Source organism: Spirillospora sp. NBC_01491, from assembly GCF_036227065.1.
Taxonomy (GTDB): Bacteria; Actinomycetota; Actinomycetes; order Streptosporangiales; family Streptosporangiaceae; genus Spirillospora; species Spirillospora xylanilytica.
Map to the genome: position 1 here is coordinate 6,051,714 of NZ_CP109432.1, position 20,467 is coordinate 6,072,180.

The window sequence follows — 20,467 nt, forward strand, 5'->3', positions numbered from 1 at the left end:
CTCAAAGTCCGAACTCGCTCACGCCTACTGGTGCGTCCTTGCCGGCGCCCGGGCATGGTCACGGGTCTCTTGCCGCTCCAGCCCCTTCGGATCTAGAACGTGTGCAACCGGATATCCCAGGTGGATCCGGGGGCACCCCACCTCCCCCCGGACTGAGCGGCCCTAACCCTGCTGACGGTGGGGGCCCAAATCAACGAGCGCCAATTCCCAGGATAGATGCTCCGCTTCCCACAGTTGGCAAGATTTCGCCGATGACGGAAGTGTCTCGCCCTACGGCCATTCCAAGTCCGCCACAAAGAGGGCCGGGAGGTCCCAGCTTTACGCCCCTGGGTGGCTCGAGCGACGGGATTCGTCCAGGTGGTGTACTGGGGGCACCAAATGGTGGAACTGTCGGATCTGGCTTGGGGGGTCGCCCGGCCGGTGGGCCCGGGCATTCGAAAATGAGTGGGGGAGTGATACGGAGTGGTGCTGAGATCACAAGGCAGGGAACGAATCGGACTGCTGGCAGTATGCCCATGGGTCGCGGATCAATAGCCGGCCGTAAGAGTGAAAATGAGAGAGAGAGTTGGCTATACGACGACGAAGATCTTTGGACTGATGAAGTGAACGTGGCCCCCCGAGTGCTCGGGGAGCTAGGCTGAACAGCCAACGACCATAGGAAATATTGGCGAGCACAGGAAGACTGAATGAGACCCGGCCGGCGGTTTACAGCATTGGCCCTACTTTTCGTGATCCCCTCATTTCAAATTACCCCCGCCTTTGCGGAGCCGCAGCCCCGTTCCGAAGAGTGGTGGTTCGATGCTTGGCAGATCAGAGAAAAAGTATGGCCGCTTACCCAGGGAGAGGGAATAGTAGTTGCAGTAATTGATACCGGCATAGAGGCTGGGTTGCCGGACTTGAACGGCGTGGTACTTCCAGGATATGAGTACGGTGGCTCCCAAAAAGGTGACGGCCGTCACGACTATGACACCGAAAAGGGTGGGCATGGGACGGCGATGGCCGCACTCATTGCGGGCCAAGGTATCGGATCTGGAATGGTAGGAATTGCTCCCAAGGTCCGAGTACTGCCAATCGCCGCACACTCAGTTAATGATGCATTGACGATCCGTTACGCTGTTGACCACGGAGCTAAGGTCATCAACATGTCTTGGAGCTCAGCCGCCGCACACTGTCCAGTGAGCACCCAAACGGCCGTCAATTATGCACTTCAACATGATGTCGTCATTGTTGCCGCGGCCGGTAATCAGGGCAACTCGCGGGAATCCAGTAATTCACCAGCCAACTGTGCTGGAGTAATGGCGGTCGGGGCGGTCGATGCCGACCTCAATATCTGGGAGAAGTCGACGCCCGGGAGCAATGTTGTGATCGCTGCCCCTGGGGTTTCGGTTGGCTCCATTGGCAAGGATGGAACATTCAATTGGAAGGTCAACGGCACCAGTCAGGCCACGGCTCTGACTTCGGGAGTCGTAGCACTCGTGCGTTCACGCTATCCGAAGATGTCAGCACGTGAGGTCACGCAGCGCGTTGTAGCGACAGCTAAGGACATCGGGCCTAAGGGCTGGGATAGAAGATCTGGGCAAGGCGCACTGATCCCATACCTTGCCCTAGATGCACACGTGCCGGCTAGTGCACCAAATCCCGTGTACAGTCGATTTGACCAGAGAAAGTCATTGCCAAATGCATCACATCCAAGCCCTTCAATGGGAAGCCGTAAGCAGAATGAGGTAAACGACGATGATGACAGGATCCCGGTGGCGTTCGTTGGCGTGCTAGCTGGCCCCGGACTTGTTGCCGTAATTGGATTTTTTGTATGGATGCGAAGGAAAAAATGAATTAATGGAAAGAAGAAAGAACGATCTACGTGCTCTGATTAATGTTCAAACTTCCGAATCGCCCGAAAATGGAGGAGAGAAGATATTGGAACAGAGGGAAACTCAAAAGACGGGAGGGGGTACTGATAAGCAGGTTCAAACTGACCGGCATTCTCCATGTGTTTTTGTGCCAATTCGTCCATCGATAAAAGAGGGAAAGGTGGTCACGGAATATGAATTGCGCGTGCCCGAGAACGATCCACCATATCTCCCTGCATTTTCATCGTTGAGCCTATTGGAAGAAAATTTGGGAATGTTTCAAACCTGGGGGGAGGTCACGCTCCAAGAAGTAATCGAGCTGATTGGAGCGGAGCATATTGAAATAAATCCGGCTTTGGATCAAGAAGCCTGGCGATGGACGGCAGAACGTGTTTCTGATTACGAAAAGTACATGAAGAGGGAGTTGGAAGATGGGTAGTGAAATGCGCGTGATCTTTGAGGACCTTGTCGCGGCATCCAAAACGTTTCATAGCAGCGGCGTCGAGTTTAGTAGAGTTGCCTCAGTGGCGCAGATGGAAGTGCCGATGGTCTTGACCGAAGAACTCCGCGATTCTTTGTCGTCTGTTGTGTCCGCAATAAATCAAGGTCACATTGCCATTGCTGCCGCTATAGATTTGCATTCGACTAAACTTAGACGCGCTCATGATGTCTATCGATACGCGGAGATCACTAGCAAAGAGCTAGCGAGAAACCTGGAAAATCCAGATGCTATTGGAGCGGGAACCTGAAATGCCTGCCGAAAAAAGTCCAAAAATACTGGCGACTAGTTCTGCAGGCAGTCTGGGGGTTGACTTCCAAGGCCTTTCCCGGCTTGCGGGCACCGTCTACAAATATCCACCACAAGGTGAGCGGATCGTCAAAACAATTAACCGTTCTGTGGATGAGATAGCTCATGACGCTGGCTGGAAGGGAACAGCGGCTACTAGATTTCGCGAGGCCTGGGAACAGCATTCAAAAGAAGCTCAAAAGCTCGCCACATTTGAGAACGTGGTTGCAGAAGTGGTAGATGGACTAGCCTATGAACTCTCTTGGATATCTGCCACCTATGATCAAAAGGGCACGGCATTTTATCATGGGGATCCTGTCGACCTGGATCACGAGGCACAAGAAAGCCGCAAACAGATAATTGAAGCAGAAAAAAAGGCTGCCGCATTGCTCAGAAGTCACTATATGGGCAAGGATGGTGGTTGGTCGCTAGCTGAAACCCTCAAGTCGCTATCCAAAAATAGCGATATTCCATCGCAAGTCAGAAAAGATCTCGAGCATAAGCTCAAAGATATTGACAATGCTATTAAGGGTCTAGAGCCCAAGAAGCCAGGGAAGTCGCTTGGTGAAGATATAGGAGACTGGTCTGAAAAAGGTGCGCTATATGGATCTGTGGGTGGATTCTTCCTGGGGGGTGCCTATGGTGCGATGGGTTTTGCCGCGGGTCCGGTCGGTCTGGCAACTGTGAGCGCCAGTGCAGTAACAGTTGGAGGGGCTGGTGCTGCCGCCGGTGCTGCGATAGGTGCAGTCGGTGGGGCCCTAAAGCACTTCCTGTCCTAGGCCCCCATCCTCGGCGGAGCTATGTACCAGATCATTGTCGGAATAATTCTTATATCGTCCGCATTTATGATAATCTTCAGTCCTCGTTGGCCGCTGAACTGGAGCAGCTCAAAAAGGCTGCTATCGGGGGCCGTAAATTTGTCGGCAGGTACATGGCTTGCAGCTGCGGCAGCGTTTCCTCAAATCGGCTCTCTGGCCGCCGCAGTACTTGGTCTCCTTCTTTCTGTCCTGGTGGTTAGCATTTGCCTTGTCAGGGAAAAAATAAGAATTAAAGATTGAGTAACGTAATATCATTTCCTGTGAAAAACCTTTGGAGGACGGGTTGTTGCTCGTCTGAGAAGCGTTTCGGATCAAACTGATGATGGAGATTTCTAGGTTCGGCAGGGCAGGCAGGTGGTGAGGTAGTTGGTCATCTCGTGAGCTGCCTGTTGTAGGTCGGATTTTATGGGGGCCGGGTCAAGGGACGTGTTCTTGGTTTCGGCCTTTTGATTCTTTTCGTTGTAGCCATGAAACCTCAAACTGATGATGACGTTCTTGAAGCGCATTTCGAGCTCGACGAAGGTTGAGCTTCCGTAGATATCTTTCTGGTTCATGTGTTGAAGGTAGGCGCTGTCCCCGAGTTCGGGTAGATTGATCACCGGGTCGTACCGTTCTTCGGTCTTTGAGGTGCCCCGGACCGTAACTGGCTTATCAGCCATATCTTGGGCGGTGCCCACCCGGAACTCGAAATCTGCTCTGGCCCGTGCTTCTCCGTCAGATGCCGTGCTTCCGATGTTGACGTAAGTATCTACTTGTAGCGACCTGGTTCTTAATGGTTGGCCATCTTCGGTGTACGGGGAGGTCATCTCGCAATTGCTGCTTGACATCTCCTCCAGCGAAGCGCCGGACGGGACCAGCCTGGTCTCCGGGCTGGGTACCAGCCGTGCGGCGGTCTCGCTGCGGATGAGGCTGCAGGGTGAGGTGATCTTTCTGATGGGGGTGCTGGGAGTCGTTTGAGCCGGGGCCGGGCGTGACGCGGCTGCCGACTCCTTCGCCGAAGGCTTCTCCTCGTGGAGAAGGGCGGCTGTTCCGAAGACGGCTCCCGCCGTCAGTACAGCTGTGGCCGTGCTCGCGACAGTCGGGATCAGCCAGAGGTTCCTATTGCTGGTCAATTGCTTCCTCGTGAGGTTAGCCGCGGCATTCCGAGCAGGACTCCAGGTTCTTGGTGACATCACCCGCGATCTTTTCGGCGGCCTGCCGGGCGGAGTCGAGGCCGAGGGAGCTCGTTCTGTCGTAGTCCTTCGTTGGGTAGTCGTCGCCTGCGTACCGGATGTCGATCACTAGGTTCGCGTGCTGGAGGATCATGATGGCGCCTCCGATAGCCGGCTCGTTTTGTCGATCCCTGCCGGGATGCTTCCGTTCCATGGTCAGTAGAAATGCATGCGTGGCGATTCCAGTTACCGGGGTCACGGGACTGTAGGTGATGCCTTCGACTTTCTTGCCCGCGCGAGCCTTTTCGACGAGCTCTCTCTTCGTGTAGTCGGTCGAGGCCGCCGCGACACCGGTTTGATTCTCCGCGTCCCTGTGTAGAGTGATCTTCACGTTGAGGGTGCGCGCATTCTGTATGTCGCTGTCGGTCTGGATATCGGAGCTCCAACCACATCCTGTACGAGCCCCTTCAGTGCTGACCTTCTCTTGGGGCACGTTACTGCTAGGCCGGACAATCGCCTCCGGGACGTATTTGTCCGAAGCCTCCTTCGGTACGAGGCTGCAGACATCGGCTACCTTCACGATGCCAGCTGACTTCTTTGCGTTGGCTGCAGAGGTTGACCCTCTGTCGCCCGAGTCTCGGGGGTGATCATCCTCTTGAAGCAGCACGATTGCGGTACTGCCAGCGCCCACGATGAGGGCGGTGGCTACCGAGGACAGGACGGTTGTCAACCAGATCCGTCGTCTGGGGGCAGAAGCGGCAGCGGGGATATCCGACAGCCTGTCTTCACGAGTTGCTGGTGATGCGGGACGGGGCATTGGGGAGAACTGGCCCGGGATCCATTCGCGGCTGATGATGTCGGTTGCCGCGTGCTGGGGGTCGGTGCTGGTGCCGACCAGGCCGGTGAGGAGGGCGTCGGCTCTGGGGCGTCCGGCTGAGGTGGGTGCGAGGGCGGCGCGGACCAGGGGGAGGAGTTCGGCGGGGACGCCGGTCAGATCGTGCTGGCCCTGCTGGGCGCGGGCGGCGAGGGTCGCCAGGTTGCCGGTGCCGTAGGGGTGGCGGCCGGTGGCGGCGTAGGCGATGAGGGTGCCCCAGGCGAAGACGTCCACGGCGGTGCTGACCTGGCCGTCGAAGAGCTGCTCGGGCGCCACCCAGCCGGGGCTGCCGACGAAGCCGCCGGTCTGGGTGTGGCGCTCATCGGAATCGAGGGCGCGGGCGATGCCGAAATCGATGACGCGGGGGCCCGTCGGGGAGAGCAGGACGTTTCCCGGTTTGAGATCGCGGTGCACCAGACGTACGGCGTGGATCGCGGTGAGCGCGGTGGCGACGCCGACGGCGAGACTGCGGAGCGGGCCGGCGGAAAGAGCGCCGTTGGCCTCTACGTAGTCGGCGAGGGACGGGCCGTCGATGTGCTCGGTCACCAGGTATGGACGGCCGTCCAGCTCCCCGTGTTCGAGGACGCGGGCGGTGCAGAACGAGGCGACGCGCTGAGCGTGGTCGACCTCGCTGCCGAATCGGGCACGGAAGGACGCGGTGCCGGCGAGCTCGCGGCGGATCACTTTGACGGCGACCTTTTGTCCTGAGTCGCTGAGGCCCAGGTAGACGGCGCCCATACCGCCTTCGCCGAGCCTGCCGAGGAGGCGGTACGCGCCGATGGACGGGGGGTCTTCCGCGGTGAGCGGATGCGCACCGGGGGACCACGAGGCCGGTTCGGCTTGCACGGATTTCCTCCCGCGGGGCGTCCTGAAGACAAGATCGCGGATGACTTTACCGACTACCGGTCTCTAAGTCATGATTTGCGGCAGGTTGGATGGTGGGCGATGTGAGGCCGCGCGTTGAGTGGTCTGGCTTGGGAATCAGGCGATGTCTGATGAGGGGTTCTGGTGGGGCAGAGCGACGTCAAGAGTGGCTCTGCTGAAGGGCTCAGGGTTGTTCCAGCGCGAGATGTAGTTATGCGTCCTCGTTGTTCTGTTTGATGTGCGTAATGAAGACGGCCCAGGCTTGGTGGGAGAAGACGAGGGTGCCGGCGTTGGGGGCCTTTGAGTCGCGTACGGCGACATGGTCTGAGACTGCGGCCAGTTCGACGCAGTCATCGTTGAGGGGCTGGCTGTAGCTGCTTTTGCGCCATGTGGCGTGGGACAGGTCGGTGGGGGTCATTGGCTTGGAAATTACAGCTCCTTCATGAGGGCGGTGATGAGGTCCGCCGATGCCTCCTCGGGGAGAGCGGCATCCCAGATGCGCTCAAATGTCAGGTTACAGCGGGCTACTTGGGTCGCGCTTTCGAGGAAGAGGCTGCCTCCGATGCTCTCGACGTAGCCGACGTCAGGGTCGAGCTCATCTGCGAAGCCCAGGACCACGAAGGAGCCTTCGACTCCGATCGTGCCTCGGGTGAACGGAAGTACGCGCATCTTCACGGTGGGACGAGCGGCCTGTGGAAGGAGCGCGCGGAGCTGGTCGTGCATGATCTGTGGGGTGCCGACCAGTCGTCGCAGTACGGCTTCGTCCACGACGGCAGCGAGCGACGGTGGCACGGACCTGGTCAAGAGCGCCTGCCGGGCCAAACGAGCTTGAACGCGTCGTTCGGCGCCGGCGTGGTCATAGGGGATCGCGGTTTGGATGAGAGCTCGTGCGTAGTCGGGCGTCTGGAGGAGGCCGGGCACGGTCTGGACCTGGCGGCTTCGGATCGTGGTCGCCTCGTCCTCAAGCCCTACATAGGAACTGCCGAGCACATCGCTGAAGGCGGCCCACCAGCCGCGCTGTGCAGCTTCTCTGGCGAGTTGGACCAGGGCCGTGCGCACTGAAGCGCTGGCCCCGTAGAGGTCGACGGCGTTCTCGACGTCCTTGACGCTCGGCCGAGTTCTGGCGGTCTCGATGCGGTTGACCTTGTGGCGGGACCAGCCGAGCGCCGCGGCTGCTCGCTCTGCGGACATGCCGGAGTTCTCACGGACGACGCGGAGCTCTCGGGCAAGGCGCCGCCCGCGCACGGTCGGGCTGTGGTGAGCGATGTTCATGGCGCCAAGCGTGCACGCAGTGTCGCCGGCCATGCCTGTCCGTGACCGGATGCGGCCAAGGCAATGTGCTCATGTGCAGGAATCGATCGTGAAAAACGGGTCATCGTGATGCGCATGTGCATTGACGATCCGTTGATGTGCAGTCACTAACGGTGCTCTTCCTCTCTGCTGTCCATCGGGTGGGCGCTGAGCGGGACGAGAGTTCGGGAGGTAGGCCATGGGCGGTCCGGTGACGTTGATCCTGGCCGGAGGGTGCGCCGTTTGGGCTCTGCCCGGCGACGGGACCTGCGCGGGGTTCGCGCGGACAGTGGTCCGGCAGGTCGCCGGTGGGCTGGGGATGCCGGACGGGCTCGCCTATGACTTGGCGGTCGCGGTCTCGGAGATCGCCACCAACGCGTTCGTGCATGCGGGTCCGCAGGAGGCCGGGCCGGCGGAGATGTGGATCTACGTGCGGAGGGCGCGGTCCGAGCTCGTGGTGAAGGTGTTCGACACCGCTCCGTGGCGAGGGCCGATCCGGTACGGGCCGTTGCGGCCCGGGACGGAGTCGGAGGGCGGGCGCGGGTTCGAAGTCGTCGATGCGCTGGCCGTCGAGCATGGCGGCGCCTGGGGGATGCACCGGACGCGTTCGAGGCTGGGGGCGTCGGCACCTGGGAAGGCGGTGTTCGTATCTGTGCCGGTGTCCGGAGTGGTGAGTACGGAGTCTCGGCCTGTACGGCAGGTGGCCTGGGAGCTCTACGCCCTGCTGGAGGCGCGCGGGGTGGGGGAGGTCCGGTGTTCTCTGGGGCACGGGATGGCGGTCATCTGCGTGCAGGGGGCGGTGAATGTGTGGGTGGGGGAGAGGGGGATCTCATACTGCGTTCCCGGAGGCGGTGTGGCTCGGCACGCGTTGTGCGACGGGATCGAGGTTGTTGAGCGGGTCGTTCGGCATTGCGCGGACCTTGGTGCGGGTGGATGACACTGGCAGTCGGGTCAGGGGGTGGAGTGGGCTTGGTTGATTTTGCGGGCCAGGGCTGTGGTGTCGGTTCCGGTGAGGCGGAAGATGTAGCGGCCTGAGCGCATGATGATGCCGTCCTTGGTGCGGAAGGCGTCGTCGCCCAGGTGGACGCTTTCGGTGTTCTCGGGGAGCGGGGCGGTGGGGAGGTACGCCTTGGCCAGCTCGGGGGTGCGGGCTACCCAGGCGACGGTGACCGTGACCGGTGAGGTGCCGGACGGGACGTCCAAGTTGCATGTGACGTTGGTCAGTTTGACCGGGCCGATGTGCGCGTCCTCGGACTCGTCGTCCAGGTACCGGGGCGGGTGGACGCCGGGGGCGATCTTGCAGGCGTCCGGCCAGTCGGCGACGGGGACGCCGCCGAGTTCGGCGGGGCCGTGGGCGCGAGGGAGCGGGGCGGACGACGAGGTGGACCAGTTCATGTCCGCGGTGTCCCGGACGGTGAGGATGGCTCGGCCGCCGGCGACCCGCAGTGCCGCGGGGGCGGTGGAGCCGAAGCGGTGGTGGCCCACGGCCAGGGGCATGGGCATGGTGGTGGCGTCGCCGGTGGTGGGGTCGATGGTGTCGAGCCCGGGGGCGAGGAGGCCGGGCGCGATGGTGTCGCGGAGGCCGTAGAGGCGGTCGCCGGTCATGGTGAGGAGCGAGTACGGGCCGAGGGGGAGACTGTGCTGCTTGCCGGTGCGGCGGTCGATGGCCAGGAGGCGGTCCCTGGAGATGAAGACGCGGTCGGGGGCGGCGTAGAAGGCGCATTCGCCCTGGCAGGTGCTGCCGTCGCGGAGCAGTTCGCGGCCGTTGGCGTCCAGGAGCAGGGACTCGGAGTCGGTCGTGAGCTGGGTGACGCCGTTGTGGACGGTCGCCTCGGCGGCGTCGTCGGTGGAGCCGGCGTGGCGCCAGCGTTCGGCGCCGGTGGCGGGGTCGACGGCGATGGTCCATCGCTTCGAGCCGCAGCCGACCGGGACGAGGAAGAGGCTGTCGTCGCCGTGCACCGTCCTGACGGCAGTGTCGAGCGTGTCGATGACGCAGCCCGATGCGGCGAGCTTGCCGGTCGCCCAGCGGACGTGTCCGGTGCGGAGGTCGATCGCCTTCAGAATTCTGGCGTTGAAGCCGTTCAGCGCGGGCACGACGCCGGCCGCGGCGGCGGCTCGGGTCTGCATTCCGGACGGGAAGGTGAAGCCCTGACTCGCCTTGGTCCAGTTGACCTTCCCGGTGGCGGCGTCCAGGCTGACCCACCGGTCCGGGATGACCTTCCGGGAGCCGGTCGCGACCAGGATCGCGCCGCCGGTGACCGTGGACGCGATGAGATGGCGGCGGATTTCGGCGTAGTGCCAGCGGACCTTGCCCGTTCTGACGTCGCGGACCTCGATGCCTTCGGGCTTCGCGATGACGAGCTGGCCGTCCACGACGCTGTGGCCGCGGTCGCCGCCGAGCCGCCAGGCCGTCTGGAGGCCACCGGGGGCGGGGCCGGTTTCGGACAGCGGCGGGACGCCCGATCCGGCCGTGGTGCGGACGGCGCGCACGGCCGGGCCGACCTCGTCCTCGGCGGGCGCGGTGCAGGAGACGAGGAGGAACGCGCTCGTCAGGGCGGCCAGAAGGGACGTCGTCGGACGCTTCATGGTTCCTTCCGGTCGGCACGGATCGGGTGAGCGTACCGAAACGCATTCGCGGACGAATGGCACTCTCGAACCGGTGACCGATCGCGGACGTCTATTTTCTGGACGGGCGATCGTAGGGAGGGTGATGTCGTCGGTGAACGACCCATTGCGGCCTCGGGATCCGGAGGTTCTCGGACCGTTCCGGCTGCGCGCCCGGCTGTCCGAGCACGACGCGGGACTCGTTCTCGCAGGCGCCGATGGGAACGGTGCGGAGGCGCAGGTCGTCGTCCTGCATCCGGCCGCCGCGGACGACTCGGCGGCGCGGGACCGGTTCGAGGCGGCGGTGGGGGCGCTCGCGCGACGCGGGAGGGTGCCGTCGGCGGGGCCGCGTGACCCGGTGGCCTGGGCGGCGGTGGCCGGCGGCGCTCTCGAGGACGCCGTGGCGCTGCTCGACGCCGTCGCGCTGACCTCGGGTGACGGCGGCGGGCCCGCTTTCGCTCCGCACTGGGCGGACGTTCCGGACAAGGGGTGGGCGCTACCGGATCCGGTTCCGGACGCGTCCGCGGGGCGTCGGCCCGCGCGGCGCGGGGCGCTCGTGGTGGGGCTGGCGGTGGTCGTGGTGTCGGTGCTGCTGCTGCTGGTGGTGTGGGCGGCCTTCTCACTCAGCGGGCCGGGCCTGCGCAGGAGCGAGACCGGGAGCGGCCAGGCGGCCGAACCCACCGTGCCCGCGCCGCTTCCGTCCTCGCCGCGGAGGACGCCGCCGCGTCAGAAGGGGAAGGACGGGCCGCCGGGTCCGGTCGCGGGTCCCACGTTCGGGAAGGACGAGGACACCTACCGGATGAAGCCGGAGGGCCTGCCGTTCGTCTTCGACGCGCCGGGCACGTGGGGGTGCATGGTCAGCGACGAGGCGCCGTTCGTCAGCCGCTGGGTGTGCGCCGACGACGATGACCTCGGCGGGGCGGGCGGGCTGGTCGCGGTGCAGGAGTGCCCGAAGCCGTGCCGGAACGACGAGCGCGCCGCGCTGCGCGAGGAGCTCGCCCTCGAGTCCGGCGATTGGCGCCGGACCGACGCGACGACGATGTACGCGGAGGTCGAGGGCACCGACGACGAGGGCGGGCGCATCCTGCGGGTCGCGATGAGCCACGTCTTCGGGGACGGCGGCCGGCGGCCCGACAGCGGTGTCGCCGTGGTGCTCACGGGTCCGCCTGACCAGAAGAGGACGATGCAGAAGCTGGTCAACGAGATCCGGACGCGTTCGGGCTGAGATGGTGGGGTGTCAATGTTGGTTGACGCGCTGGTGATGTCAACCTATGTTGACACCTATGGCTGATCCATCCGTCCGGCTGCCGCTGCTCTGCGGTGCCCTCGCCGGACCGCTGTTCACCGTCACCTACCTCGTCGAGGGCGTCACCCGTGCGCACTACCGTCCGCTGCGCCATCCGGTCAGCTCGCTGGCGCTCGGTGACGCGGGCTGGACGCAGGGCGCCGCCTTCCTCGCCGCGGGGCTGCTCACGCTGGCGTTCGCGACCGGTCTGCGCCGCGCGTCCGGGGAGCGGGCGGCCGGTGCGTCGGTCCGGGGGCCGCTGCTGGTCGGCGCGTGGGGGGTCGGGCTGCTCTGCGCCGGGACCTTCGTGACCGACCCGGTGGGCGGCTACCCGTCCGGCACGCCCGACCGGGTCGTGGACGCCTCCGTACACGGTGTTCTCCACGACCTCTTCTCGTTCGCCGGTTTCGTGGCGCTCACCGCAGCGTGCCTGGTGTTCGCACGGATGTTCGCTCGCGCGGGCGCGCGAGGGTGGGCGCTCTACTCGGTCGCGAGCGGGGTGCTCTTCGCGGGGACGATGGTGCTGGCGTCCCGGGCGTACGGGCAGGACGCCGGACTGGCGGACGTGGGCGGGTTGCTCCAGCGCGTCGCCCTCACCATCGGCTGGACGTGGCAGACGCTGCTCGCCGTCCGCCTTCTGGGTCAGGACGTCGAGCGAAGGTGGCGGAGCAGTTCCTGATGCCGCCGCCAGTACTCGGGCGAACGGCCGTCGCCCAGGCCGAACCAGGTCATCGGCGCGTGCTCCGGTCCGATGCGCTGCCTGGTGAAGCCGGGGGGACCGGTGAGCGCGCCCGCGGCGGCCAGGCCGATGGGCGCGGGCGAACCCGTCCAGCGCGGTTCGGTGGTCAGGTCCGCGCTGCCCGGGGTGAGCTGGGCGAGCAGGGCGCCGAGGTGGTGTTCGGCGGCGAGCCGGTCCACCAGCGCCGGGAGGTCCGCGACCGGCGGTGGATCGTCCGGCGCGTAACCGACCGTCAGTACCGACATCTCCGCGATCCCGGTCGCGGGCGGCGCGAACGCGGAGAACTCCAGTGTCGCGATGGCGGTACGCGGGCCGGCGCCGATCGCGATCAGCTTGGCGATGCCGCCGCGCCGCACCGCGTCGCGGGCGGACGCGGTGAGGGCGGCCGGTTCCCAGCGGTGTTCGAGGGGTTCGGTGGCGCCCCAGCCGATCGGCGGACGGCCGGTCAGCATCACCATCAGCCGTTCCACCTGTCCGCCGAGCGTCCCGTCCGATGGGTGCCGCACCTGGAACGTCAGCGCGACCTGTGCGCCGGTCGGCGCGGTCGGACGCGCGATGAAGCCCGGCGCGTAGTCGAGCGCGTCGGGGACGAGGGCGAAGGACGAGCCGTCCCAGTACAGCGGCCGTCCGGTCGCGCCCTCGTAGTACGCGTCGCCGTCGCAGACGACCCACCGGGCCTCGGTTCCCGTGACGACCCTGTGCAGCGGAAGGGTCAAGCGGCTGCCGGGCGGCGTGACGATTTGAAGGACGCGCCCAGAGCGTTCGCACTCGGCGAGCATCTCGGCCAGGTCGGCGTTCAGGGCCACGACGGGCCGTTCCAGCAGGACGACCATGGCGCGTTCGGTCAGCGCGTCGGCCCCGCCCGCGGTGGGCTGCCCGGTCCGTTCCGTCACGAGCTGCTCTCGCTCCAAACCGTGCCGTCGTGGCGGGACGCGAGCTGTTCCGCGCAGTGCCGCGCGACCATCCGCGCCTCTGCGAGGTCGGCCGCCGCCCGTACGTCCGTCCACCACACCGGCGCTTCGACATCGGTGTCCAGGAGCCGTTCGACTTCGCCGGGGACCATCACCAGGATCGGTTCGCGCACGCGCACGAGCAACCGGTCGCCGGCGTCGAACACGTACGCCCCGCCCACGCTCAGGCCCCTGTCGCCGACCAGATCGGGCAGGACGGCCAGGTCGGGACGTTCCCGGGTCAGCACCACCAGTTCCCTGCTCACGTCGCGCCTCCCGAGAGGGAACGGGCGAACGCCTCGGCCGCGATCAGCGTCGCGGCGTCGCGGGCCGCCCCGCCGACCCGTTCGGGGGTGATCGCGATCCCGGCGGCGAGATGCCGGTCGTAGGGGATGTGCACGACCAGCAGGCCCGCGGCGCTCAGCTCCTCCGCGGCCCGTTCCAGCTCGGCGCCCGGACTCGGGGTGTGCGCCACGAGCGCGATGACCGTGCGCGACAGCAGCGGCCCGTGGCCGTTCTGCGCGAACCACCCCAGCGCCGCCCGCGCGCTCGCCGCCCCGTCCGTGGTGCCGGGCGCGACGAACACCTGCGCGTGGGCGCCGGACAGGACGCCGCGCTGCAACCCCGACACCAGCCCGGCGCCGCAGTCGATCACCGAGGTGGAGAAGTAGCGGCCCAGCCTGCCCGCGCCGGCCCGGAAGATCTCATCGTCCAGATCACCGCCGAGCTTCCGCTCGGAATGCGCGGGCAGCACCCACAGGCCCTCCTCGGTACGGGTGAGGAACGCGGCCGTCTCGTCCCAGCTCTGCGGGCGCGCCGCGGCCAGGTCGCGGAGCGAGCGCGCCCCCCGCACGTCCAGCCGGAGCGGCAGCGAGCCCAGTCCGGGGTCGGCGTCGATCGCGATCACCCGGTCGTCGCGGTGCCGCCGGATGACGCCCGCGACGAGCGCCGCGATCGTCGACTTCCCCGCGCCGCCCCGCACGCTGGTGACCACGATCCGGCGGCAGGACGGCACGGGCGCGCCGAGCTGCGCCGTGAGCCGCGCCAGCTCCCTGGCCTGGCCCGCCGCGGAGGCCCCGATCCCCTTCCGCATCCCGCGTCCCAGCCGCCGCAGCATCGGATCACCGTGCGGATTGCGGCGGACGAGGTCCTGCCCCTGCGCCCACGCCTCAGCCGGTGGGACCACAGGTGCCTCGGCCCCTGGGCTCCGCACCGGCGGCGACGCGATCCCCGGCGCCGTCCCGCCCCAGGAAGGCGGCACTCGAGGTGCCGTCCCGCCTCCCCCCGATACTGGCGGCGCTGCGAGCTGTGGTGCGGCTCGCTGCGTCTGTGGGGCTGGCCCGGGCGCGTGGGGCGCCGGGGGCGGCGACTGGGGTGCCGGGGCTCGGGCAGGTGGTGGTGTGTGGGGCGGCTGAGGAGGAGCGCTCCGGGGTGGCGTTCGGGGCGCGGCGCCCTGCATCTGGGGTGTCACGTTGTGCGTGTGCTGTGTGCCGTTCCACGCCGGTGGTGCCGCTTCGACCGGGGACGGCGCCGGGGGGAAGATCATCGTGCCGACGCGGGAGGGGTCCGGACGCCGGACGGGCGGGGGGCTCGGCGCCGGCCGGGCGGTGGGCGGGACGAGTCCGGTCTCCGTGGCACCGAGGTGGTGCAGCACGGTGTGCTGCCAGTCCCGAACGGTCACCGATCACCTTTCAGGGCCTCGTCGGCGGATGTGATGGCACGAGTCTAGACAAGGGGAGAGCACCGCTTCGCGCCCGTCCGCACCGGTGGCGTCAGGGGTCGTCAGGGACCCCGTGAAGGGCTGCTCCGGCGCGGTTCACAGGTAGAAGCCGTGGCGGTCGGCGGTGCCGGGTGCGGTGGACGGGAGGTCGGCGGCGCGGAGGGTGACGACCTCGTCGTTCGCCGGACGGTCGCCCGAGGTGAGGCGCTGGGCCTGGGCGGCGATGGCGGCGTCGAGGAGGTTGCGCATCAGCCGGCCGTTGCCGAACGAGGCGCCGCGGGGGGCGGTGGCCAGGAGGGCGCGCAGGGCGCCGGTGAGGTCGGGGGCGAGGGTGAACCCGTCGGCGGCGGCGAGGTGCGCGAAGATCGCGACGAGCTCGCCGTCGGCGTAGTCGGGGAAGGCCAGCCGCTTGGCGAACCGCGACTCCAGGCCGGAGTTGGCGGTGAGGAAACCGGCCATCTCGCGCTCGTAGCCGGCGGCGATGACCAGCAGGTCGCCGCGGTACTCCTCCATCAGCCGGGCGAGCGCGGCGACGGCCTCCTGACCGTAGGCGTCGCCGGTGAGGGCGTACGCCTCGTCGATGAACAGCACGCCGCCGAGGGCCTGCTCGACGGCGGCCTGGACCTTGGGCGCGGTCTGCCCGAGGTAGGGGCCGACGAGGGCGGCGCGGTCGACCTCGACCAGGTGGCCGGACGACAGCAGTCCGAGCTGGGCGTACACGGCGGCGATGAGCCGGGCGACGGTGGTCTTGGCGGTGCCGGGGTTGCCGGTGAACACCATGTGCCGGGTGGGGGCGGTGACGGGCTGCCCGGCGGCGCGGCGCAGTTCGGTGCCGCGCGCCTCGGCGACCAGGCGGTGTACCTCCTGCTTGACCTCGCGCAGCCCGATCAGCCCGTCCAGCGTGGTGAGCGGGTCGGTGACGGGGACGGCGCGGGTGACGCCGCTGAGGGTGTCGGGGACGTCGTCCGGGAGCAGCGCGGTCAGCTCGCCGGGGGTGGTCTTCTTCTTGCTGGTGATGCGGCGGGCCTGGAGGGCGATGGCGCGTTCGCACAGGTTGCGCATGAGCCGGGCGTTGCCGAAGGACCGGCCGCGCGGGGCCCGCCGGAGCAGCCCGGTGATCTTGTCGCGGGCGGCCGGGTCCGGGGCCAGCCCGACGCGCGCGGCCTGGCCGTCGAAGATGGTCAGGAGCTCGTCGTCGGTGAAGTCGGGGAACCGCACGGTGGTGGGGAACCGGGAGGCCAGGCCGGGGTCGGAGGCGATGAAGCGCTGCATCTCGCGCTCGTATCCGGCGACGATCACCACCAGGTCCTCGCGGTGGTCCTCCATCATCTTGACCAGCTCGGCGATGGCCTCGGGGCCGTAGTCCTCGCTCAGCTCGGAGTGGGTGAGGGAGTACGCCTCGTCGATGAACAGCACGCCGCCGACGGCGCGCTGCACCACGGCGCGGGCCTTGACGGAGGTCTCCCCGATGTACTGGCCGACGAGCTGCGCGCGGGACGCCTCGACCAGGTGCCCGGACGACAGCACGCCGAGGTCCTTGTAGATGCGGGCGAGCAGCCGCGCCACCTCGGTCTTGCCGGTGCCCGGGTTGCCGGTGAACACCATGTGGCGGGACGGGGTGGCGGCGGGCAGCCCGGCGTCGCGGCGCAGCCCGGCGGCGCGGGTGCCGGCGATGAGGAGCTCGATCTCCTGCTTGACGCTGCGCAGCCCGGTGAGCGCGGCGAGCTCGGCCATCGGGTCGCCGGCGTTCCCGGCGGTGTCGAAGGCGCCGGGCACGTCGGCGCGCTTGACGACCAGCTCGGCGCCGGGCTCGGTGCGTTCGCGGACGTCCGCCACCACGACGTCGGCGAGGCGGTGCGCGAGCCGCGCGTTCCGCAGGTTGCGGACGGGCGGGGTGCGGACGAGCAGCTCGCCCGCGGCGGCGAGGGCGCGCTTGTGCGCGCGGGCGCCGCGCTGGTGCAGGGCGCGGTCGAACAGCTCGGCGTAGCCGTCGGCGGTGAAACCGTGCGTGCGCACCACGGTGAAGCGGAGCGCGAGGCCGGGGTTGATCTCGCGGATCCGCTCGTCGCCGCCGGGCTCGCACAGCGCGACGACGTGCAGGTCCTCGTGGACGTCCAGGGCGCGGTGCAGCTCCTCGACGATGGCCTCGCCGCTGCGCGGGTCCTGCGACATGTCGTCGAGCCCGTCGATGACCATCAGCCGGGCCCCGGCGGACTCGCGAGCGTCGTTGTACAGGTGGGTGGTCGCGGCCGACACCTCCTTCCCGGCGAAGAAGTCGTCGGCCAGCCACAGCGGCGGCGCGGTGATCAGCCGCTCCTGGAGCAGCCGGGCGATCTCCTGCGCGGCGTCCCGCTTGCCGGTGCCGTCCGGCCCGACCAGCAGCAGCCGGACGGGCTTGGTGCCGTCGGGGATCTCGGCGAGCGCGGCGACGACGTCGGGCTGCCCGACCAGCTCGGAGCCGGCCTCGGGGGCGCGCCGGCGGCGGGTGCGCGGCTGCGGGGCCTTGCCCATGTCGGCGGCGAGGGGGTTGACGACGCGCCGCCGCGGGGTGCACAGCCGGCGCAGGTCGGCCTGGAACTCGCCGACCGGGATCCACTCCGGCTCGGGGACGCGGGGCTCGCCGGGGAGGCCCTGCACCGTCCCGGTGAAGCGCATCGACATGTCGAGCCACGCGCGGCAGGCGTCGGCGGCGCCGGCGCCGAGGGCGCGCGACAGCCAGGCGCGGGCCTTGACGAACCACGGCTGCGCCTCGAACCCGTCCCGCCGGGCGGCGAACCGTTCGAGCAGTTCGCCGTAGCGGTCCTGGTCCAGCGCGACCGACAGCTCGGCGGGGACCTGGTCGAGCCCGCCCTGGAGCAGCAGGTTGACGAGCAGATCGAGGACGGGCTCGTCGTGCGGCGCGACCTCCAGCAGGTGCTCGTGCACGGGCAGCAGCCCCGAGCACACCCAGTCGAGGTAGCCGATCGGCCCGGCCAGCTCGGGCAGCGCCGCGAGGACGTCGTCGGGGGCGTGCGCGGCCCAGCGGTCGCGGTCCTCCTGCGTCGCCTTGATCTCCAGCTCGGGCGGCGGGTCGTCGTACAGCCGCGCCAGCGCGGCGCGCCGCGCCTCGAGCGGCTCCAGCCCCTCGAGCACGTCGAGGGACTCGCGGGCGAGGGTGAGGGCGAGGTCCTTGTCGGGGATGTCCTCCAGCCATTCCAGCGGGCGGAAGCCGCCGCCGGTGACGCCCCAGTCGGTGCGGGCGCGCAGCGGGTCGCGCGGCTCGCGGTGGTAGCGGCCGAAGATCAGGTGCTGGAGCCGGGCGTGGGTGCCGGAGTTGATGGCCGCCGATCCGGACAGGAAGTCGACGGTCAGGAGCAGGTCGGCGACGACCAGTGGCGCGGGCGCGGTGAGCAGCGAGTGCTCGTCGGTGGTGAGGTCGCTGAAGCGCGGGTCGGACACGAGCTTGTCGAGGCGCGCGCGGATCTCCTCGAACAGCCCGTCCGGCACCCGCCAGGGGCCGTACGAGTACAGGTCCAGGACCGGCTCATCGGTGACCAGTAATTCCAGATGCTCCGGCAGACGCACCGCGATCCCCTCGTAAACGCATCAATCGGCGCGGAACAGCCTAGAGCGTCGGTCAGGGCGAGGAGGCCGGGTCGGGGTGGCAGGGGTCGCAACCCTCCAGGCCCTTCGCCGCGATGTTCACCACTCGCCAGGCGACCGAGGGAGCGCGCTGGTCCTCGGGGGAGTACGGGGGGCCGAGCAGCGGGTCGCCGGCCTTGACGGGCTTGACGGACGGGTTCTTGTAGCCGACCTCGATGAGGACGTTGCCGTGCCGCCCGGCCATGGTGGCGGTCGAGGCCGAGCCCTTGCCGGTGCCGAAGCCGCTCCGGGGGAGGCTGCCGATCTCGTCCATCGCGCCGACGGCGCCGGCGCCGGACGACTCGCGGACGCGCGCGGTCAGGCGCCTGCTGCCCGCCTTGAGCTCCTTCCCGGCGGCGGCCTTGTCGACGAGGGTCAGCCGCAGGGTCAGCTTCCGCGCCGTCGGCTGCCCCTTGGCGTTCCGCGCGGGGGACGTCCAGAGGCAGTAAGCGGTCTGCTTCCCCGGGAAGATGCCGTCGCCCGCCTTCTTCCCGGCGCGGGACTTCGCCTTGGGGACGATCCGGGCCTGTTCCGCGGACCCCAGCAGCTTGCACGGGTCGGGCAGGCTGCTGAGCGCCCGAGGCTCCCGGGGCTGGTCGGCCTTGTCGGCGGCGTCGAGGAACCCCCCCATGACCAGCGCCGTGATCTGGGCTATGCCGGCTGTGGCGGCGACGCCCACGACGATTATGACCGGCAGCGTGTACCTCTTCCGCTGCCGCCCGCTCCTCGTCCCGGGGAGGACGGGCGCGGTGTGCGGCCCGGCCAGGTGGGCGCCCGCGGGCGGCGCGTGCCGGGACCGTCCCGGCGGCGGGGCCGGGAACGGCGGTGACAGCGAGGGCGGCGCGGTCGTCGCCGGGGCCGACGGCGGTGGTGCCGGTGGCGGCGGCGCGACCAAGGACGCGGGCGCGGGCGCCGGCGTCTGGGAGGCGGACCGCGGGGGCGGCGGATGCGTGGCCGGCGACGCCTCCGGCGGCTGGGTCGAGGCCGGGGACGCCGCTGAAGCCGGGGACGCTGCGGCCGGGACGGGGGCCCACTCGTTGGTGATGATCCGGCTGGCGGTGTGCTCGGGGTCCTCGGCGCCGACGAGCGCGACGAGCAGCTCCTCGGCGCTCGGCCGGGCGGCGGGCGAGGGGGTGAGCGCGGAGTGGACGAGGGGCCGCAGGTCGTCCGGGACCTTGTCCAGGTCGTGCTTGCGCTGCTGCGCGCGGGAGGCGAGCACCATCATGGTGCCGGTGCCGAAGGGGTGGGCGCCGGTCGCGGCGTAGGCGACCAGGGTGCCCCAGGCGAACACGTCGGCGGCGGTGTCGACGGTGCCCTCGAAGACCTGCTCAGGAGCGATCCAGCCGGGGCTGCCGACGATGAACCCGGTCTGGGTGTGCTTCTCGGGGGAGTCGAGCGCGCGGGCGATGCCGAAGTCGATGACGCGCGGGCCGGTGGCCGACAGCAGCACGTTGCCGGGCTTGAGGTCGCGGTGCACCAGCCGGACGGCGTGGATCGCGGTGAGCGCGGTGGCGATGCCGATGGCCAGGCCCCGCACCCGGGCCTGGTCCAGCGCCCCGTCCCGCTCGACCAGGTCGCCGAGCGAGACGCCGTCGATGTACTCGGTGACCATGTAGGGGCGGCCGTCGTCCTCGCCGTGGCCGAGGACCCGCGCGGTGCAGAACGAGGCGACGCGGCGGGCGTTGGCGACCTCGCCGGCGAAGCGGGCGCGGAAGGAGTCGTCGAGCGCCAGCTCGCGCCGGATGACCTTGATCGCGACCTGCCGTCCGGCCGGGTCCTCGCCCAGGTAGACCGCGCCCATGCCGCCCGCGCCGAGACGTCCCACCAGGCGGTGCTCGCCGATGACCTGCGGGTCGTCGTCGGCCGATGACCGTTCTGCGGGTCCCGGCGATGGGTGCCCGACACTCACGAAGT

18 protein-coding genes are annotated in these 20,467 nt (G+C 68.1%); 8 read left to right on the forward strand and 10 right to left on the reverse strand.

What is annotated here, in order from left to right; all coding sequences use genetic code 11:
• Nucleotides 1–686 precede the first annotated feature (686 nt).
• The 4 genes from OHA34_RS28185 to OHA34_RS28200 are packed head-to-tail and all read left to right on the forward strand — an operon-like array spanning nt 687 to nt 3,416.
• Nucleotides 687–1,832, forward strand: coding sequence for a S8 family serine peptidase (locus OHA34_RS28185; RefSeq protein WP_329519405.1), 1,146 nt, complete (start codon nt 687–689; stop codon nt 1,830–1,832).
• Between the two features lie 4 nt (nt 1,833–1,836).
• Complete coding sequence (locus tag OHA34_RS28190; RefSeq protein ID WP_329519406.1) at nt 1,837–2,289, forward strand: hypothetical protein; 453 nt, start codon at nt 1,837–1,839, stop codon at nt 2,287–2,289.
• Nucleotides 2,282–2,599, forward strand: coding sequence for a DUF6317 family protein (locus OHA34_RS28195; protein ID WP_329519407.1), 318 nt, complete (start codon nt 2,282–2,284; stop codon nt 2,597–2,599). The genes OHA34_RS28190 and OHA34_RS28195 overlap by 8 nt, the downstream gene beginning before the upstream one ends.
• The gene (locus OHA34_RS28200) at nt 2,577–3,416 is read left to right on the forward strand and encodes a WXG100 family type VII secretion target (RefSeq protein WP_329519408.1); all 840 of its coding nucleotides are present in this window, start codon (nt 2,577–2,579) and stop codon (nt 3,414–3,416) included. The genes OHA34_RS28195 and OHA34_RS28200 overlap by 23 nt, the downstream gene beginning before the upstream one ends.
• A 371-nt stretch (nt 3,417–3,787) precedes the next feature.
• Here the strand turns inward: OHA34_RS28200 and OHA34_RS28205 are convergent, their stop codons facing one another.
• A complete protein-coding gene (locus OHA34_RS28205; RefSeq protein WP_329519409.1) occupies nt 3,788–4,261 on the reverse strand; it encodes a hypothetical protein in 474 nt (157 codons plus the stop codon).
• Nucleotides 4,262–4,268: 7 nt separating this feature from the next.
• Here OHA34_RS28205 and OHA34_RS28210 point away from each other — a divergent pair, with 7 nt between their 5' ends.
• Nucleotides 4,269–4,412 carry a hypothetical protein gene (locus tag OHA34_RS28210; protein WP_329519410.1) on the forward strand — a complete coding sequence of 48 codons (144 nt, stop codon included), beginning with the start codon at nt 4,269–4,271 and terminating at the stop codon, nt 4,410–4,412.
• Between the two features lie 171 nt (nt 4,413–4,583).
• Here the strand turns inward: OHA34_RS28210 and OHA34_RS28215 are convergent, their stop codons facing one another.
• The 3 genes from OHA34_RS28215 to OHA34_RS28225 all read right to left on the reverse strand — a co-directional run bounded on the left by OHA34_RS28215 (nt 4,584) and on the right by OHA34_RS28225 (nt 7,616).
• Complete coding sequence (locus OHA34_RS28215) at nt 4,584–6,326, reverse strand: protein kinase domain-containing protein (protein WP_329519411.1); 1,743 nt, start codon at nt 6,324–6,326, stop codon at nt 4,584–4,586.
• A gap of 229 nt (nt 6,327–6,555) precedes the next feature.
• Complete coding sequence (locus OHA34_RS28220) at nt 6,556–6,762, reverse strand: DUF397 domain-containing protein (RefSeq protein ID WP_329519412.1); 207 nt, start codon at nt 6,760–6,762, stop codon at nt 6,556–6,558.
• Nucleotides 6,763–6,773: 11 nt separating this feature from the next.
• Nucleotides 6,774–7,616, reverse strand: coding sequence for a helix-turn-helix domain-containing protein (locus OHA34_RS28225; protein ID WP_329519413.1), 843 nt, complete (start codon nt 7,614–7,616; stop codon nt 6,774–6,776).
• 229 nt (nt 7,617–7,845) lie between these two features.
• Between OHA34_RS28225 and OHA34_RS28230 the strand changes: the two genes are divergently transcribed.
• Nucleotides 7,846–8,571, forward strand: coding sequence for an ATP-binding protein (locus OHA34_RS28230; RefSeq protein WP_329519414.1), 726 nt, complete (start codon nt 7,846–7,848; stop codon nt 8,569–8,571).
• 14 nt (nt 8,572–8,585) lie between these two features.
• Here the strand turns inward: OHA34_RS28230 and OHA34_RS28235 are convergent, their stop codons facing one another.
• Nucleotides 8,586–10,220: an outer membrane protein assembly factor BamB family protein gene (locus tag OHA34_RS28235; RefSeq protein WP_329519415.1), complete on the reverse strand. Its 1,635-nt coding sequence runs from the start codon at nt 10,218–10,220 to the stop codon at nt 8,586–8,588.
• A gap of 133 nt (nt 10,221–10,353) precedes the next feature.
• Here OHA34_RS28235 and OHA34_RS28240 point away from each other — a divergent pair, with 133 nt between their 5' ends.
• Together OHA34_RS28240 and OHA34_RS28245 are read left to right on the forward strand one after the other, a co-directional pair.
• Nucleotides 10,354–11,463, forward strand: coding sequence for a hypothetical protein (locus OHA34_RS28240; protein ID WP_329519416.1), 1,110 nt, complete (start codon nt 10,354–10,356; stop codon nt 11,461–11,463).
• Between the two features lie 58 nt (nt 11,464–11,521).
• Nucleotides 11,522–12,202, forward strand: coding sequence for a DUF998 domain-containing protein (locus OHA34_RS28245; RefSeq protein ID WP_285938405.1), 681 nt, complete (start codon nt 11,522–11,524; stop codon nt 12,200–12,202).
• Here the strand turns inward: OHA34_RS28245 and OHA34_RS28250 are convergent.
• The 5 genes from OHA34_RS28250 to OHA34_RS28270 all read right to left on the reverse strand — a co-directional run bounded on the left by OHA34_RS28250 (nt 12,166) and on the right by OHA34_RS28270 (nt 20,462).
• Nucleotides 12,166–13,155 carry a DUF6177 family protein gene (locus OHA34_RS28250; protein ID WP_285938404.1) on the reverse strand — a complete coding sequence of 330 codons (990 nt, stop codon included), beginning with the start codon at nt 13,153–13,155 and terminating at the stop codon, nt 12,166–12,168. The two genes, OHA34_RS28245 and OHA34_RS28250, sit on opposite strands and share 37 nt — an antisense overlap.
• Nucleotides 13,152–13,478: a hypothetical protein gene (locus tag OHA34_RS28255; RefSeq protein WP_329519417.1), complete on the reverse strand. Its 327-nt coding sequence runs from the start codon at nt 13,476–13,478 to the stop codon at nt 13,152–13,154. The genes OHA34_RS28250 and OHA34_RS28255 overlap by 4 nt, the downstream gene beginning before the upstream one ends.
• Complete coding sequence (locus OHA34_RS28260) at nt 13,475–14,398, reverse strand: MinD/ParA family ATP-binding protein (protein ID WP_329519418.1); 924 nt, start codon at nt 14,396–14,398, stop codon at nt 13,475–13,477. The genes OHA34_RS28255 and OHA34_RS28260 overlap by 4 nt, the downstream gene beginning before the upstream one ends.
• A gap of 630 nt (nt 14,399–15,028) precedes the next feature.
• Nucleotides 15,029–18,496 carry an AAA family ATPase gene (locus tag OHA34_RS28265; protein ID WP_329519419.1) on the reverse strand — a complete coding sequence of 1,156 codons (3,468 nt, stop codon included), beginning with the start codon at nt 18,494–18,496 and terminating at the stop codon, nt 15,029–15,031.
• A 52-nt stretch (nt 18,497–18,548) separates the two neighbouring features.
• Nucleotides 18,549–20,462, reverse strand: coding sequence for a serine/threonine-protein kinase (locus OHA34_RS28270; RefSeq protein ID WP_329519420.1), 1,914 nt, complete (start codon nt 20,460–20,462; stop codon nt 18,549–18,551).
• Nucleotides 20,463–20,467 lie beyond the last annotated feature (5 nt).

Coding starts and splice junctions, on each gene's coding strand:
- OHA34_RS28185 (WP_329519405.1), top strand. CDS start 687: ATGAGACCCGGCCGGCGGTTTACAGCATTGGCCCTACTTTTCGTGATC.
- OHA34_RS28190 (WP_329519406.1), top strand. CDS start 1,837: ATGGAAAGAAGAAAGAACGATCTACGTGCTCTGATTAATGTTCAAACT.
- OHA34_RS28195 (WP_329519407.1), top strand. CDS start 2,282: ATGGGTAGTGAAATGCGCGTGATCTTTGAGGACCTTGTCGCGGCATCC.
- OHA34_RS28200 (WP_329519408.1), top strand. CDS start 2,577: ATGCTATTGGAGCGGGAACCTGAAATGCCTGCCGAAAAAAGTCCAAAA.
- OHA34_RS28205 (WP_329519409.1), bottom strand. CDS start 4,261: ATGACCTCCCCGTACACCGAAGATGGCCAACCATTAAGAACCAGGTCG.
- OHA34_RS28220 (WP_329519412.1), bottom strand. CDS start 6,762: ATGACCCCCACCGACCTGTCCCACGCCACATGGCGCAAAAGCAGCTAC.
- OHA34_RS28225 (WP_329519413.1), bottom strand. CDS start 7,616: ATGAACATCGCTCACCACAGCCCGACCGTGCGCGGGCGGCGCCTTGCC.
- OHA34_RS28235 (WP_329519415.1), bottom strand. CDS start 10,220: ATGAAGCGTCCGACGACGTCCCTTCTGGCCGCCCTGACGAGCGCGTTC.
- OHA34_RS28245 (WP_285938405.1), top strand. CDS start 11,522: ATGGCTGATCCATCCGTCCGGCTGCCGCTGCTCTGCGGTGCCCTCGCC.